This window comes from Conexibacter sp. JCM 18997 (genome assembly GCF_055391915.1).
The window spans coordinates 4,302,645-4,318,215 of sequence record NZ_AP043885.1 but is presented as its reverse complement, the minus strand read 5'-3'; the positions used below and the strand labels follow the sequence as shown (position 1 = coordinate 4,318,215).

The following is a 15,571-nucleotide window of genomic DNA, read 5'->3' as shown; positions in this document are numbered from 1 at the left end:
CTCATCAGAGGGGCGCCTCCCACGCGTTACCTAGGTGCGCACCGCCTGTTCCCCGGAGGCGATGCGCGTATGTTGCTTCCCCTTGGTCGGCAGCCGACCGGCCGACTTGCACCGATGCACCAGCGTCTGGACGGACGGTCGAGCGTGCCGCTCAGAGCGTGATCTGCGCCTCGAAGACGACCATGACATCGCCTCCGACGCGGACCCGATCGCCCTCCACGCGGCAGTCGATGCGACACGGGCGCCGCATCTCGACGCCCTGCGTGACCGTCAGGCGCTCCAGCCCGCGGCGGGCGTGCACGTGGGCCATCAGCGGGCCCGCGGCGGAGCCGGTGCCCGGATCCTCGCGCGACAGCTCGCCCTGCAGGAACAGGCCGCGCACCCGGGCCCGGTCGCCGTCGACGGCCGACACGTAGAGCACCTCGCCACCGACGTCGGCCATCAGCGCGGCCAGGCCCACCGGATCCACGCGCACCCGGGCCAGCGCGTCGGCGTCGGCCACCGGCGCGATCAGCTGGTTCATCCCCGTGGAGATCATCTGGCAGGGCAGCTGCGGACCGGCCGCATCCTGGGCGTCGAGGCCGACGACGGGCAGCACACGCGCGGGGTCGATCTCGGCGCCGAACACGGCCGGCTCCTGCAGCACCGAGGCGTGGCCCGTGGCGCCCGAGCGGCGCACGTCGATCGGCTGCAGCCCGGCCCGCGTCTGCTGCACGTAGCTGGCCGTCTCCTCGCCCCGGGCGAGCGCCACCGCGACGGCGGTCCCCAGCGACGGGTGGCCGGCGAACGGCAGCTCCCGGTGGGGCATCCAGATGCGGTTGCGGTAGTCGGCGCCGTCCTGCGTCGCGGCCTGGATGAACGTCGTCTCCGACAGGTTCGTCTCGGCCGCGAAGGCGCCCTGGGTCTCGTCGTCGATGCCGTCGGCGTCGTGGACCACCGCGAGCTGGTTGCCCGACAGCGGTGCATCGCTGAACACGTCCAGCCAGGTCAGGCGGCGGGACACGGGGGCGGGGGCGGGGGCGGCCTCAGCCGTCGAAGTCGAAGTCGCGCGGGGGGCGCTGTTCGAACCACAGCCGGTCGTGCTCCGGCGTCTCCTCCAGGAAGTCCGGCGTCTCCTCCAGCACGTCCTGCTCGCCCGGCGTGGGCTCGGGCGCGGGGCGCTCGACCGGCGCGGCCGGGTCCGGGCGGCGCTGGGCCTCGTGCACGTCGGCGGCGTCGAAGGCCACCGTCGGCTGGTCGACGCTCGGCGGCGCCTCGTAGAGCGGCTCGGGATCCGGTTGCGGGTCGGGCTCCGGCTCGCGGGCGGCCGGTGCGGGCGCGGGCTCCGGTTCGGGCTCAGGCGCGGGCGGCTCGGGCTCGTACGCGGCGGGCTGCGGCTCCGGCTCGTGGACCGGCTCGGGGGCCAGCGGCTCCCAGGCCGGCTCGGCGCGGGCGCCGGGGTCGAACTCGGGCACGTCGTCGATTTCCGGCGCATGCGGATCGAGCGTCGGCTCGAACTCCGCGACCTCCGGATCGGAGGGTCGGGAGACCTCGAGCGGCTCGGGTCCGCGGCGGGCGGGTCCGAGCGCCTCCTGCTCCTGGCGAGACACCTCGGTGGGGTCGGCGCCGGAGCGCCGCTTCAACTCGAGGTGCTCGCGAATGGCGTCGTCGAGCAGTCCCATCGTGCTCCCTAGACCTTACCGCCCGCTCGCACCGTCTTGTTCTTCCCCGCGTGCTTGGCCTCGTACAGCGCCGCGTCGGCGGCCGCGATCAACGCGCCGCCATCGAGCGCGTTGCCGGGCATCGAGGCCACCCCGAGCGAGGCCGTGACGCTGATCGCGCCGACCCCCTCGACCAGCGGGATCTCCAGCGCCGCGACCTCCTGGCGAACGCGTTCGGCCAGCTGATAGGCGCCCTCGATGTCGGTCTGGGGCACGACGACGGCCAGCTCCTCACCCCCGTAGCGCGCGGGAGAATCGATCTCCCGGGATGACTCGCGCACCACGCGGGCGACCTCGGCGAGCACGCGGTCGCCCTGCTGATGGCCGTAGGTGTCGTTGACGCGCTTGAAGTTGTCGATGTCCAGCATCACCAGGCTCATCGGCTGCTCGAAGCGCTTGGCCCGCTCGGACTCGGCCACCATCGCCTCCTGGAAGCGGCGGTGGTTGTACAGGCCGGTGAGCTCGTCGGTGACCGCCTGGCGCTGCACGGCTTCGTGCAGGCCGACGTTCTGGATCGACACCGAGGCGGTGCCGGCCAGGTAGGAGAGCAGCTCCCGATCGCGGTCGGAGAACGGCTCGCCGTTGCGCACGACTGACAGCAGCCCGATCACCTCGCCCGCCTCGGTCCCGGTCAGCGGATGGGCCAGCGCGTGCATCGTCTCGAAGGCCGACTCGCTGCCGCGACCGGAGACCAACGCCTCGGCCTCGGCGATGCGCAGCGGCTCCAGGCGGTTGTCCAGGCCGCCCGCCCGCACGATCTCCTGCAGCGGGCGGCCGGAGGAGGGTCGCGCGCTGGCGCGGCCGCCGTCGGCCCCCAGGCCGTCGACGGCGGTGCGGACGACGATCTCCAGCAACGCGTCGCGGTCGAGGTTGGAGGCGAAGGTCTGGCCGATGCGCCGCAGCGAGGTCTGCAGGCGGGCGCGCTCCTGGCGCAGCTCCTCCAGGCGCCCGGACAGCTGCTCGGACATCTTGTTGAACTCGACACCGAGCTCGGCGAACTCGTCGCGCCCGCTGGTCGACACGCGGGTGGAGAAGTCGCCGGCGGCGATCCGCCGCGCGGCGGCCAGGAACGACCCGATCTGCGCCTGCAGCGAGCGTGAGACGGCGATCGCGAAGGCCATGGCCAGGACCAGGAAGCCGATCAGGATGGCCGCCGCGAGCAGGCGGCTGCGCGAGATCGCGCTCTCGCGGCTGGTGTCGTCGCCCAGCACGGTGACGTCGACCGCCTGGCCGGCGAACCCGGTCTCGGCGAACGACACCGTGCGGTAGTCGGTGCCGTCGATGGTCACGTCGACCGGCTGGCCGGGCCGGGGCAGGTCGGCCGCGGTCAGGCCCGGGACGGTGCTGGCCAGCACGTCGCCGTCGACGGCCACCGCGCTCCCGGTGCTCGACAGGTCGCGCACCGTGCGGGTGTACTCGCTGGCCAGCGTGACCGACACCTGCAGGCGCCCGAAGCGCGCACCGCCCTCGCCGACCAGGGAGCGGGCGGTCGGCGCGATCGCGTCCTTGGCGCCCTCGTCGAGCGTCACGTCGCCGCCGGTGATGACGATCCGGTCGATGTCGCGGGCGGCCAGCAGGGCCCGCACCCGCGCCCGCGCGGCCGCCTCGTCCTGGTCGCGCAGCGCGCGCGCGAGCTGCGCGTCGGTCCCGACGGCCGACACGACCTTGTCGGCGTCGCGCCGCGCGTCGGTGTACAGGTTCATGGCCACGTCGCGGCTGACGCGCACGCCCGCGTCGGCCTTGCCCGTCTCGTTGTCGGCGATCAGGCGGAACAGGACGATCGCCACCGACAACATCGGCACGATGACGATGAGGACGAAGAACAGGGTCAGCCGTGCGCGAAAGCTCATTCGATCCGTGGCTACACTAGGCCCGCCTGGGGCTATAGCTCAGTTGGGAGAGCGCCTGGATCGCACCCAGGAGGTCGGGGGTTCGAGTCCCCCTAGCTCCATCGCCCGAAACCCCCGCCATGCGCGGGGGTTTCGTCGTTCTGGACGGATGTCCGGCAAACCGGAATCCGGCGCATGACGGATATGGGAGGGTCGCACGATCATGCGACGCTCACTGCCCCTGGCGATCATCGCCCTGCTCGTCGTTCTCACCGCGCCCGCGGTCGCCGCCCCCCGTTCGTCCTACGCGATCTACGGCGAGTACGCCACCGCCAACAAGCTCATGAAGAACGAGCTCAACCGCCGCGTGTTCAACAAGGTCGAGGCGCAGGCCGGCCGCGACATCCACCTCAACGCCGACGGGTCGATCACGCTGCGCCCGGGCCGCTACCGCATCACCGGCTTCTCGATCACCACGATGCAGTCGACGTTCGCCCCGCCCGTCGCGCTGAACGACACCAACTACCCCGGCTACGCGCTGGTCTACGACGTGGCCGACGAGGACGCGCCCGGGCAGACGCTGCTCGAGGACGCGCTGGGTCTCGGCAGCCCGCAGAACGCGCTCGACGGGACGGCCAGCACGTTCGACCTCGTCTACGCACCGCGCAAGCGCACGCGGATCGCCGTCGGGCACCAGTCCGGCGACGCCATCGAGGCGGCGGCCGAGGTCTACCTGGACGTCTACTCGGTGGCCGGCGTCCCGAGCGACTACCACGTGTTCGCGCGGGTCTCGATCACCCGGATCTAGTCGAACAGCACGGCGGGCGCCTGCTCGAGCGCTTCCAGCGTGGCCCGGCGCCCGGACTCGCGCATCACGTCGATCAGGTGGAACTCGAGCACGCCCACGCCCATGTCGGGCGGGCGGATGATCAGGCTGGCCAGCTCCAGCGCGTTCTGCCGGCTGCGCTTGGCGGTGAGCACCGACACCCGCTGCAGGGTGTCCAGCAGGCCCGGCAGCGGCTCGATCGCCGGTTGGGACTCCGTCGTGGTGTCGACCGCGATGATCGGGCCCTCCTCGCGGGACATCCAGGCCACGGGCAGCGCGTCGACCACCGCGCCGTCGACCAGCAGCCGGCCGTTGACCACCGCGGGCGGGGCCACGCCGGGCAGGCTCATGCTCGCGCCCACCGCCTCCCACGCGGGGCCCGCGCGCATGACGATCTCGTCGCCGGTGTACAGATCGGCGGCGACGCAGAAGAACGCGCGCGGGAACGCCTCGATCGAGCCGGGCAGCGTGCGCTGCAGGACCGCGCGCACCCGCCGCCCGCGGATCAACGAGTGCTTGGGCAGCCCGTAGTCGTTGGCCGGCTTGCCCCGCACCCAGTCGTCGTAGATGCGCGCGTCGATCTCGGCCGGGCTCATCCCGCTGGCGAACATCGCCCCGATCAGCGCGCCCATGCTCGCCCCGCCGACCCGGTCGATCGTGATGCCCGCGGTCAGCAGCTCCTCGAGGACGGCGATGTGGGCCAGCCCGCGCGCGCCGCCGCTGGAGAGCACGATGCCCACCGAGCGGCCGGTCACCCGGCGCGCAGCGACCGCGACGCCGTCGGCGACGCCGTCGGGCGCCACCACCTGGTGCATCCGGGGGTTCAGCGCCTCCAGCCAGGGGCCCAGCGCGGCGCCGGGCTGGTCGACGAAGACCAGGTCGCAGCCCGGCGGCGCCTCGGGCGGTGGCGGGCCGGCACCGGCCACCACGATGGTGCGGTCCGCGTCGCGCAGGCACTTGCGCCGCCACGGGCCGTCGCGCCGGGCCAGCAGCACGACGTGGTCGTAGACCTCGTCGAGGTAGTGGATGTCGGCGTCCGGACCGGTCTCGTCGTCGAGGACGGCCACCGTCCCGTACCGCCGCACCGTCTCGATGAACGCAGCCCCCACCTCGTCCAGCGGCGCGCTCGGATCGAAGGCGGTGACGGCCAGCAGCGTGTTGGACGGGAGCGGGAACTCGGCGCCGGTCGGCCGCTGATGCAGCAGCTCGCGCGCCAGCGCCGCCGACAGCCGTCGCGCGCTGTCGGGGTTGTCGTGCAGCACCCGCTCCAGGTCGGCCGCGGGGATGCGCAGCAGCACGCTGTCGCGCCGGGCGCGGGCGAGTCCCGTGCGCGGCGCGCCGGCCAGCACCGTCGCGTCGCCCAGCGCGGCGCCCGGCCCGGCCAGGATCGGCGGGGCGTCGCCGTCGACCATCTCGATCCGGCCGGACTCGACGACGTAGACGTCCTCGGCCGCGTCGCCGGCCGCGAACAGGACGGTCCCCGCCTCCAGCCCCATCGGCACGGCCTCCGCGGCCAGGCGCTGGCGATCGTCGGCCGACAGCTGCGCGAACAGCGGCACGCCGGCCAGCAGCTCGGCCGGCGAGCGCGCAACGACGTCGGCCAGGACGGGATCGGGCGGGGGCGAACGGCGCTCCGGGCGCACGAACGTCCGCGGCGCCGGCGGCGGCGCCTCCAGCAGGGGCGGCGCGCCCATGCCCGGCACGCGCCCGAGCAGCAACGCGCCGACCGCGGTGAGCGCGAAGCAGCCGCCGGCCAGCAGCCAGCCGATGCGGTAGGACGACACGTCCTGGGCCGTCGAGAGGTCCCCCGTGATGGCCACCAGCGCGGCGACCCCGAGCACGGCGCCGAGCTGGCGGGCGATCGCGTTGATCGCGGTGGCCACGCCGAACTGCGCGCGCTTGACCGCGCCGACGGCGGCGGCCGAGATGACCGGGAAGGCGATCCCCACGCCCAGGCCGCTGACCAGCGTCGCCGGCAGCCACACCTTGTAGGGCTCCGAGTCGTCGGCCACGCGCGTGACCAGCAACGCGATGCCGCACGTCCAGATCAGGCCGCCGATCGCCACCGTCCTGGCCGCGCCGATGCGCATGGCCAGCGCCGCGGCCGGGCGCGCGGCCAGCGCGGCGACCATCGGCGCGGGGATGGCCAGCAGGCCGACGGTGACCAGGTCGTAGTCCCACACCTGGGTCAGGAACAGGACGTTGCACAACCCCGCCGCGTACAGGCCGGTCGCGCCCAGCACGGTCAGCACGTTGGCCAGCCAGACCGACCGGATGCGCAGCAGCGCCAGGTCGACGATCGGGGACTTGTGCCGCCGCGCGCGGCGCACGAACAGCGCACCGGTGCCGATCGCGGCCAGCAGGCAGCCCGACCACAGCAGCACGGCCCAGTCGTCGCTGTTGACGATGGCCAGCGCCAGCAGCGTGATCGTGGCGGCCAGCAGGAGCGCGCCGCCCATGTCCGGCGTCGTGCGGGGCCCGATGGCCCGGCTCTCGACCAGAAGGCGGCGGGCCAACACGATGGTGATCAGCCCGATCGGGACGTTGATCAGGAAGGCCGCCCGCCAGCCGATGCCGTCGATGAGCAGGCCGCCCACCACCGGGCCCAGGCCGGCCGAGACCGCCCCGGTCGCGCTCCACAGCGCCACCCCGGTCGCGCGCCGCTCGGCGGGGAACGCCTCCAGGACGATGGCCAGCGAGGAGGGCACGACGATCGCCGCCCCGGCCCCCTGGATCATGCGCGCCGCGATCAACAGGCCCAGCGACGGCGACACCGCACAGCCGATCGAGGCCAGCGTGAAGATCGACACGCCGATCAGGAACAGCCGCCGGCGCCCGAGCACGTCGGCCAGCCGGCCGCCGGCCAGCAGCAGCGCGGCGAAGACGATGTTGTACGCCGTCAGGATCCAGGACAGCGCGTCCAGGTCGGTACCGGAGAACGACCGCTCGATCGCCGGGAACGCCGTGTTGACCATCGTCGCGTCGACGAAGGCCAGCGAGACGCCCCCGGCCGCGACGGCCAGCACGGCGTTGGGGCCGACCGCATGGCGGACGGGAGTGGGCGCCCGGACCTGCTCGGGCGGCGATGCGGTGGTCGCCACCGCGCGACACTAACCGAAGGGCAGCACCCCGGGGGCGGCGGGAAGCGCAAGCTGGCGCACCTCGCTGCCCAGCGCCAGGTCGAGGTCGGCCAGCGCGACCTGGCGCGGCGTCGGGTCCTCGTAGGTCCGCAGCACGTAGCGGCCGCCGGCCAGATCCGAGACGCTCGTCCAGGCCGTGTAGTCGCCGTTGCCCGACGGGTCGCGCACCAGGCCCTTGGGGATGTCGAAGGCGTTGGCGATGTGCAGGGCCGTGGCCAGGCCGTCGTCGGCATCGGTGACGCCCAGCGCGGCGTGGGACATCGCGGTGGCCCGGATGAAGCGCGAGGGCGGGGTCCAGTCGCCCGGCAGGCCGAGCAGGCCGCTGCCCTCGCCCAGCGGACGCACGAGGATGCCGTCGCCCAGGTCCAGCGGCGGGACGTTCAGCGCGCTGAGGTTGACGTAGTTGCGCAGGTTGGCCAGATGCCAGTCGAACGGCGGCGCGTTCGTGCACACGCCGACCGGGTTGTCGTGCACCACGCGCACGCCGCCGACCCATTCGACCACCGCGGCGGCGCCGGCGCGGTCGTGCAGCACGAGGTGGATCGGCAGGATCGCGCCGAGCACCGCCTCGACGCGGTTCCACACGGTCACGTCCTCGATCAGCGCGACCGCCTCGGCCACCGTCGCGGCCTGGGCCAGCACCAGCGAGGCGACCTCGTCGGCGGAGACGAGCGCGTCGGCGGCGACGCCCGCGTGGTCCTGGTACTGCGCGTAGCCGGGCAGGTACAGCAGCGCGGCGCTCAGACCGGCCTCGTTGAGCCCGTCGGTGGCCGACATCCGCCCCAGCGCGCCCACCCCGGCGAACCCGTACGTGGCCTCCCACCGGTGCCCGTCACCGTCGGGCGCGGTCCCGGTGAACGCCGTCCCCCGGGGCACCACGAGCAGCCGCCAGCCCATGTCGGCGGCGAACTCCATCGTGCGCCCGACCACCACGTCGCCGTCCGCGGTCTTCAGGCGAAAGCTCGTGCACATCAGGCGGCCAGCCGTTGCGCGGTGGCGTCGGCGATCGCCCGGTCGAGGATCTCCAGGCCGAGGTCGACCTCGGCCTCGGTGGCGGTCAGCGGCGGGGCGATGCGGAAGACGCCGCCCATGCCCGGCATCTGCACGATGTTCATGTGCAGGCCGAGCTCGAAGCAGCGGCTCGTGACCGCGGCGCCGAGCGCGTCGGCGGGCTCCTTGGTCTGGCGGTCGAGCACGAGCTCGATGCCCTGCAGCAGGCCGCGGCCGCGCACCTCGCCGATGCACTCGTGGGACTCCTGGAGCGACAGCAGGCCGGCCCGCAGGCGCTCGCCCAGCTGGCCGGCGCGGGCGACGAGGCCGTCGCGGGCGATCACCTCGAGCACGGTCAGGCCGACCGCGGCGGGCAGCGGGTCCGACACGTGCGTGGTGAAGAACAGGTACCCGCGCTCGTGGCAGCGCTCCTCGATCTCCGCGCTGGTGACCACTGCGGCCAGCGGCAGGCCCGCGCCCAGCGTCTTGGACAGCGTGAGGATGTCGGGCACGACGCCGTCGCGCTGGAAGGCGTACATGTCTCCCGTGCGCGCGAGCCCGGTCTGCGCCTCGTCGAGCACCAGCAGCATGCCCCGCTCGCGGCACTTCGCGGCCAGCGCCGCCAGATAGCCGGGCGGCAGCTCGATCACGCCCCCCGAGGAGAGGATCGGCTCGATCAGACAGGCGGCCAGGCCGCCGCTGGACTGGCGGTCGACCAGCTCCCAGGCCGCGTCGAGCTCGCCCTCCCAGTCGTAGTGGCCGTCGCGCATGAAGCGGCTGCGGTACGGGTTGGGCGCCGGGATGGCCAGGTTGCCGATCATCGCCGGGCCGTAGCCGCGCCGGCCGTGGCTGTAGGTCGCGCTGGCCGCCGCGCCGGTCATGCCGTGCCAGGACTGGCTGAACGACACGACCTCCCAGCCGCCCGTGTAGAGCTTGGCCAGGCGCAGCGCCGCCTCGTTGGACTCCGCGCCGGTGGTCAGCAGCAGCGCCTTCTGCAGCGGCGCCGGCAGCGTGGCCGCCAGCTCCCGCGCCAGGTCGACGACCGGGCGGCTGAGCATGCCGCTGAACAGGTGGTCCAGCGAGCCGACCGCCTGCGTGACGGTGGCGACCACCTCCGGGTGGGCGTGGCCGAGGATCGCGCTCATCTGCCCGGAGGTGAAGTCGAGGATCTGGCGCCCGTCGGCGTCGTAGACGAACGACCCCTCCGCGCGCTCGATGATCGCCGGCGTGAACGTGCCGCCGTAGCGGATCAGATGGCGGTCGACGTCGGACCAGAACTCGGGCATGGGGCGAAGTCTGACCGAACGCGGTGATCCGCTCCAGCCTCGGAGCGCGCATCGCCTGCATGTTCCTCGCCCCCGTCGTCCCGCTGCCGGTCGCCATCGCGGCCAGCGCCCCGCAGGTCGTCCTGAAGGACATCTCCTTCAAGCCCGAGACGCTCGCCGTGTCCAAGGGCACGACGGTCACCTGGAAGTGGGACGACGGCGACGTCCCCCACAACGTGACCAGCCGGGGCAAGGCGCGCTTCAAGAGCTCGAGCACGAAGGCCAAGGGCACCTACAAGGTGCGCTTCACGAAGGCGGGCACGTACAACTACGTCTGCACGCTGCACTTCGGGATGAACGGGAAGATCGTGGTGCGTTAGCGCCGCGGTCCGGTCGACTCGCGCACCTGCAGCGAGACGTCCAGGCGTCGGGCCTCGGGCCGCTCCCCGAGCAGGAGCTTCATGGCCAGGAAGAACGCCTGGCGCCCGAGCTCGTACATCGGCACGCTGACCGTGGTCAGCGACGGATGCAGGTGGCTGGCCATGCGCACGTCGTCGAAGCCCGCGACCGACACGGCGCCGGGCACGTCGACCGCGCGGCTCTGCAGCTCGCGCAGCGCCCCGAAGGCCATCAGGTCGTTGGCGGCGAACAGCGCGGTCACGTCGGGCCGGCGGGCCAGCAGCGCGGCGGCGGCCGCGGCACCGCCCTCCTCGGTGAAGTGACCCGACTCGGTCAGGTCGAGGTCGGGCTCGATCCCCCCGGCGCGCAGCGCGGCGTAGTGGCCGAACGAGCGCTCGACGCTCGGCGGGAAGTCGGGCGGCCCGTCGATCCAGCCGATCGCCCGATGCCCGAGCTCGAGCAGGTGGCGGGTCATCATCGCCGCGCCACCCTGGTTGTCGGCGGCGATGAACGGGCGTTCGTCGTCGCTGTCGGACAGGCGCACGACCGCGTTGCGCTCCTCGAAAGGCGTCAGCAGCGCATCCAGCGCCTGGCGGTAGGTCGTCTCGGCGAAGCCGCCGCCGGCGAAGACGATCGCGTCGACGCGGTGCGACAGGAACGCCCGCACGTAGGCCAGCTCGCGGTCGGGATCGCGGTCCGAGCTGGAGATGAACAGCTGGTAGCGGTGCTCGTGGGCCGTGTCCTCCAGGCCGCGCACGATCTCGGCGAAGTAGGGATCCGAGATGTCGTGGACGATCACCGCGATCGTGTTGGAGCGGTTGGTGACCAGCCCGCGGGCCAGCATGTTCGGGTGGAACCCGAGCACGTCGGCGGCGCGGTGGACGCGCTCGCGGGTCTGCTCGCTGACCGGATGCGTCGAGCCCGACAGCACCCGCGACACCGTGGCCACCGAGACGCCGGCGACGTTCGCTATCTCGGTCAGGGAGGCCACGAGCGCGCGATCCTAACCGTCGATCCTGGGAGCGCCACCGTCGGCGAAGACGGCGGGATGGCCACCCGTGTGCCAGAAGACCACGGTGTCGCCGGGCCCGAAGCGACCGTCGGCGTCGTTGCCCAGCAGGCCCGCGAACGCCTTGCCGCTGTAGGTCCGATCGAGCACCCAGCCGCCGTGCCGCGCGGCCCAGCGGATGGCCGCGTCGCCGTCGACGCTGGGGACCGCGTACCCCGGCCCCAGCCACCGTTGATCGAGCTCCAGCAGGCCGGGGACGTGCTCGCCGCCGGCCAGCCCCAGCTCGGCCAGCGCGGCGTGGGCCAGCTCGCGCGCGTCGGCGGCCAGGTCGCGGCCGGGCTCCTTGGCCACCTCGATGGCCAGGATCGCCGGGCCGGGATCGCCCAGTGCCCGGTCGGCGGCGGCGCCGGCCAGCAGCCCGCCGTGCGTCCCGCCGGTCGAGCTCGCGTGGACGATGGCCGCGGGCCGCAGACCGCGCTCATCCAGCTGGCCGCGCAGCTCGCGCCACGCCGCCGTGAAGCCGAGCGCGCCGGTGACCGTGCTGCCGCCCATCGGGATCGCGTACGGCGTGCGCCCGGCGGTGCGCAGCTGCGCGACCACGCCGGTCAGCTCGGCCGAGAGCGCCTCCCAGTCGTCGGTGCCGGGCTGATGGACGACCGCGCCGAACAGCTCGCCCAGCAGCCGGTTGCCGGTCGGCTCGGCGTGCGCATCGCCGCCGAGGACGAGGTGCGTCTCCAGCCCCAGGATCGCGCCCGCGGCCGCGGTCATGCGCGCGTGGTTGGACTGCTCGGCGCCGACCGTGACCAGCACGTCGGCACCGGCGGCCTGCGCGGCGCCGCACAGCAGCTCGAGCTTGCGCGCCTTGTTGCCGCCCATGCCCAGGCCGGTGAGGTCGTCGCGCTTGACCAGCAGGCGCGCGCCGCTGGGCAGCAGCGGCCCGTCCTCCAGCGCCGTGGGCAGCGTGGCCAGCCGGGCGCGCGGCAGCTCGGCCAGCGCGGTGGTCAGGGGATCGGTCATGCGCAGCGCACCTCCACGGAGCCCAGGCGGTCGAACTCGGCCAGGTACGTGCTGCCCGGCGTCGCCGCGTGGGCGCCGGCCACCGCGCCCGTGATGACGACGTCGCCCGCGGCCAGCGACTGGCCCCGTTGGGCCAGCGCGTTGGCCAGCCAGGCCACCGACCGCGCCGGATCTCCCAGCACCTGCGCGCCGGCGCCGGTGGCGACGATCTCCGCGTCGCGGCTGAGGACGAGGCCGGTCAGCCGCAGGTCCAGCCAGTCCACCGTGGTCACCGTCTCCCCGAGCACGACGTGCGAGCAGAGCGCGTTGTCGGCCACCATGTCGACGGTCTCCGTCGCCGCCGCGTCCAGCCGGCGGGCGAAGACCTCGATCGCCGGGCGCACGCCCGCCGTCGCGGCCAGCACGTCGGCGGTGGTCACGTCCGGTCCGCTCAGCGGCTGGCCCAGGACGAAGGCGATCTCGCCCTCGGCGAAGGGCTCGTGCAGCGCCTCGGCCGACAGCGTCCCGCCGTCGGGCACGACCATGCCCGACAGCAGGCGGCCGTAGATCGGCGGCGGCGACTGCGCGGTGCGCCCGACGATCCCCGCCATGCCGACCTTCCAGCCGATCGGCTGCTGGCCGGCGGCGATCAGCCGGTCGACGAGCGCCTCCTGGATGGCGTAGGCGCCGTCCAGGTCCAGCTCGGGCAGCGTCTCGCTGGGCGGCGGGACGCGCGTGCCGTCGGCCTGGGCGCGCCACAGCGCGTCGGCCACGGCGTCGGCCTCGGTCGCTGGGTGCATCACGCTGCACCGCCCTCCGCGATCAGCGGGGCGACGGCGGCGCGCATGACGACGTCGGCGCCGGCCACGCCGGTCCAGCGCTCGAAGGCGATCTCGGCCTGGGCCACGAGCATCTCCGCGCCGTTGGCCGCGGGCAGCCCGCGGGCGCGCACCGCGCGGGTGAGCTCGGTCTCGGGCGGGACGTAGACGAGGTCGAACACCGCGGCGCCGGGCCCGAGCTGCTCGGGGTCGATCGGCGTGCCCGGATCGAGCATGCCCACGGTGGTGGCGTTGACGACGAGGTCGGCGTCGTGCAGCGCCTGGGCCAGCGCCGGGTCGTCGAGCGCGATCGCCGTGGCCGGCGCCCCGGCCTCCGTGGCCAGCTCCTGCGCGGAGGCCAGGCGGCGGCCGGCGACCAGCACCTCCGTCGCCCCGCCGTCGAGCGCGGCCCGCACGGCGGCCCGGGACGCGCCGCCGGCCCCGACGACGACGACGCGGGCGCCGGAGAAGTCGCGGCCCAGGTCGCGCTGCACCGCGGCGGCGAACCCGGGCGCGTCGGTGTTGAACCCGACCAGCGCCCCGTCGTCGCGGCGCAGGACGCTGTTGACCGCACCGATCGCCGCCGCCTGCGGCTCGACCTCGTCGAGCAGGGCCATGATGTCGCGCTTGTAGGGCGCGGTCACCTGGAAGCCGAACCAGGCGGGATCGCGCACCTCGGCGACGAACGCGGCCAGGTCGCCGGGGTCGATCTCGCGCAGCTCGTAGCGGGCGTCGATGCCGTACGCGTCGAAGGCCGCGTCGTGCATGACCTTCGAGTGGCGGCGGCGCAGGGGCTTGCCGATGAGGGCGACGCGACGGGTCATGCGGGCACTCCAACCGGTTCGTAGAGGGTGGTTCGTTCGGCGGCGGGGCGGCCGGCGGCGTGGGCGGCGGCGATCAACTGCGGCGGATCGAGCTTGGTGCCGTGATAGGAGCCGGCCAGACGCGAGATCGATTCCTCCATCAGCGTCCCGCCGAGATCGTTGACGCCCCACCTGAGCGACTCGGTCGCCGTCTCGACGCCCATCTTCACCCAGGAGGCCTGCAGGTTGGTGATCGTCTTGCCCAACGCCAGGCGGAACACGGCGGTGTGCTTGAGGTTCTCCTCCCGGGAGATCTCCTCCACCCCGTGCGTGCGGCCCAGCAAGGTCATGAACGGGATGAAGCTCAGCGGCACGAACTCGGTGAAGCCGCCCGTGCGCTCCTGCAACGAGCGGATCACGCGCATGTGCTCGGCCAGCTCCCACGGCTCCTCGATATGCCCGAACATCACCGTCGACGTCGACCGCAACCCCGCGTTGTGGGACGCCTCGATCACCTCCACCCACCGCGCCACCGGCAACTTGTTCGGGCTGATGCGCTGACGCACCCCGTCATGCAGCACCTCCGCCGCCGTCCCCGGCGTCGAACCCAGGCCGGCGTCCCTGAGCTGGGCGAAGATCTCGCTCAACGGCAACCCGCTGATGTCCTGCATGTGCGCGATCTCCATCGGCGAATACGCGTGCAGATGCAGATGCGCCGCCTCATCCTTGGCGATGCGCAGATAGGACAGGTAGTCGTCGAACGACCAATCCGGATGGATGCCCGACTGGATGCACAGCTCGCTGGCGCCGTAGTCGACCGCGTCGCGGATGCGGGCCCGGAACTCCTCTTCGGGATGCTGATAGGCATCCGGTGAGCGCTTGCCCTGCCCGAACCCACAGAACGCGCACCCGACGATGCACACGTTGCTCACGTTGATGTTGCGGTTGACCACGTAGGTCACGGTGTCGCCCGCCAACTCCGCGCGCAGCTCATCCGCCGCCTGACGGATGTCCTCGATCGCCTCCGGCCTGGTCTCCGCAAACAACGCCGTCAGCTCATCCTCCGACAACCAGGCGCCCTCACGACCCTTGGCGATCGCCCCAGCCACCAGATCGGTCCGGATCGCCCGCTCGTCGCGGCGGCCGGAGCCCTTGCGCGGGATGAACGACCAGTACTTCGTCTTGACCACGTCGAGCACGCCCTGGGCCAGCCACTCGGGGTCCAGATACGGCGGATGGGCCGCCAACCGCTCCGTCAGCGCGTAGCCCAGCGGCTGCAGCTGCTTGCGGAGCTGATGCGGGTGCGCGACGCCGCCCAGATCGGTCCCCCCGGCGGCGATCAGGTCCGGCGACGGCACCTGGATCGCCACGTCCGGCAGCAGCTCCTGGGCCAGCGCCACCAGCGCCGGGCTGCCCACGCTCACCGCCTGCACGTGGTCATGCTCGCCCGCGGCCAGCGCCTCGAGCGCCCACGCCTCGTCGACCGCGACGGTGAGCGGGATCCGCAGCTGACCGGCGGCCCGGACCGTGTCGTGATCGAAGGCCAACCCCAGGGACGCTGTCACCTCGCGCAGCCGCGCGAGATCCTCAGCTGACAGCGCCCCGAGGTCGGCGTGCACGAGCAGGCCGCGTTCCAAGGCCCGCTCGCACGCCCACAGCACGTCGTCCACGTCGCCGGCCAGCACGACCAGCTCCTTGACGCCGCGGCGAGCCGCGGCGTCGATGCTCGACTCCACCGCATCCGGCGCGTGCGGGAGCGACAGCGTCACGTTGCGCGAGAAGGTGACGCGTCGCAC

13 protein-coding genes and 1 tRNA gene are annotated in these 15,571 nt (G+C 73.5%); 3 read left to right on the top strand and 11 right to left on the bottom strand.

What is annotated here, in order from left to right; genetic code table 11:
- Positions 1-151: 151 nt before the first annotated feature.
- From ACZ5UI_RS21735 to ACZ5UI_RS21725, 3 genes are read right to left on the bottom strand one after another with little or no spacing between them, the layout of a single operon-like run.
- Positions 152-1,003 carry a PhzF family phenazine biosynthesis protein gene (locus tag ACZ5UI_RS21735; protein WP_464190952.1) on the bottom strand — a complete coding sequence of 284 codons (852 nt, stop codon included), beginning with the start codon at positions 1,001-1,003 and terminating at the stop codon, positions 152-154.
- A gap of 22 nt (positions 1,004-1,025) precedes the next feature.
- On the bottom strand, positions 1,026-1,661 hold the full coding sequence (locus ACZ5UI_RS21730) for a hypothetical protein (RefSeq protein ID WP_464190950.1): 636 nt from the start codon (positions 1,659-1,661) through the stop codon (positions 1,026-1,028).
- 8 nt (positions 1,662-1,669) lie between these two features.
- Complete coding sequence (locus ACZ5UI_RS21725; RefSeq protein WP_464190948.1) at positions 1,670-3,550, bottom strand: diguanylate cyclase; 1,881 nt, start codon at positions 3,548-3,550, stop codon at positions 1,670-1,672.
- A 28-nt stretch (positions 3,551-3,578) separates the two neighbouring features.
- Between ACZ5UI_RS21725 and ACZ5UI_RS21720 the strand changes: the two genes are divergently transcribed.
- Both ACZ5UI_RS21720 and ACZ5UI_RS21715 read left to right on the top strand, forming a co-directional pair.
- Positions 3,579-3,651: transfer RNA gene (locus tag ACZ5UI_RS21720), tRNA-Ala, on the top strand.
- Positions 3,652-3,752: 101 nt separating this feature from the next.
- A complete protein-coding gene (locus ACZ5UI_RS21715) occupies positions 3,753-4,337 on the top strand; it encodes a hypothetical protein (RefSeq protein ID WP_464190946.1) in 585 nt (194 codons plus the stop codon).
- Here the strand turns inward: ACZ5UI_RS21715 and ACZ5UI_RS21710 are convergent.
- From ACZ5UI_RS21710 to ACZ5UI_RS21700, 3 genes are read right to left on the bottom strand one after another with little or no spacing between them, the layout of a single operon-like run.
- On the bottom strand, positions 4,334-7,456 hold the full coding sequence (locus ACZ5UI_RS21710) for an MFS transporter (RefSeq protein ID WP_464190943.1): 3,123 nt from the start codon (positions 7,454-7,456) through the stop codon (positions 4,334-4,336). The two genes, ACZ5UI_RS21715 and ACZ5UI_RS21710, sit on opposite strands and share 4 nt — an antisense overlap.
- Before the next feature lie 9 nt (positions 7,457-7,465).
- Positions 7,466-8,467, bottom strand: a complete 1,002-nt coding sequence (locus tag ACZ5UI_RS21705; RefSeq protein ID WP_464190941.1) for a linear amide C-N hydrolase — start codon at positions 8,465-8,467, stop codon at positions 7,466-7,468.
- On the bottom strand, positions 8,467-9,771 hold the full coding sequence (locus ACZ5UI_RS21700) for an aspartate aminotransferase family protein (protein WP_464190939.1): 1,305 nt from the start codon (positions 9,769-9,771) through the stop codon (positions 8,467-8,469). The genes ACZ5UI_RS21705 and ACZ5UI_RS21700 overlap by 1 nt, the downstream gene beginning before the upstream one ends.
- A gap of 59 nt (positions 9,772-9,830) precedes the next feature.
- Here ACZ5UI_RS21700 and ACZ5UI_RS21695 point away from each other — a divergent pair, with 59 nt between their 5' ends.
- Positions 9,831-10,130: a cupredoxin domain-containing protein gene (locus tag ACZ5UI_RS21695; RefSeq protein WP_464190938.1), complete on the top strand. Its 300-nt coding sequence runs from the start codon at positions 9,831-9,833 to the stop codon at positions 10,128-10,130.
- On the opposite strand, the gene ACZ5UI_RS21690 is transcribed toward ACZ5UI_RS21695, so the two are convergent.
- The 5 genes from ACZ5UI_RS21690 to cofH are packed head-to-tail and all read right to left on the bottom strand — an operon-like array spanning position 10,127 to position 15,571.
- Positions 10,127-11,140 carry a LacI family DNA-binding transcriptional regulator gene (locus ACZ5UI_RS21690; RefSeq protein WP_464190936.1) on the bottom strand — a complete coding sequence of 338 codons (1,014 nt, stop codon included), beginning with the start codon at positions 11,138-11,140 and terminating at the stop codon, positions 10,127-10,129. The genes ACZ5UI_RS21695 and ACZ5UI_RS21690 overlap by 4 nt on opposite strands.
- A gap of 12 nt (positions 11,141-11,152) precedes the next feature.
- A complete protein-coding gene (locus tag ACZ5UI_RS21685; RefSeq protein WP_464190934.1) occupies positions 11,153-12,175 on the bottom strand; it encodes a 1-aminocyclopropane-1-carboxylate deaminase/D-cysteine desulfhydrase in 1,023 nt (340 codons plus the stop codon).
- Complete coding sequence (locus ACZ5UI_RS21680) at positions 12,172-12,954, bottom strand: 2-keto-4-pentenoate hydratase (protein ID WP_464190932.1); 783 nt, start codon at positions 12,952-12,954, stop codon at positions 12,172-12,174. The genes ACZ5UI_RS21685 and ACZ5UI_RS21680 overlap by 4 nt, the downstream gene beginning before the upstream one ends.
- Positions 12,954-13,796, bottom strand: a complete 843-nt coding sequence (locus ACZ5UI_RS21675; RefSeq protein WP_464190930.1) for a shikimate dehydrogenase family protein — start codon at positions 13,794-13,796, stop codon at positions 12,954-12,956. Before ACZ5UI_RS21675 ends, ACZ5UI_RS21680 begins: the two co-directional genes overlap by 1 nt.
- On the bottom strand, positions 13,793-15,571 hold the full coding sequence (cofH, locus tag ACZ5UI_RS21670; RefSeq protein ID WP_464190928.1) for a 5-amino-6-(D-ribitylamino)uracil--L-tyrosine 4-hydroxyphenyl transferase CofH: 1,779 nt from the start codon (positions 15,569-15,571) through the stop codon (positions 13,793-13,795). Before cofH ends, ACZ5UI_RS21675 begins: the two co-directional genes overlap by 4 nt.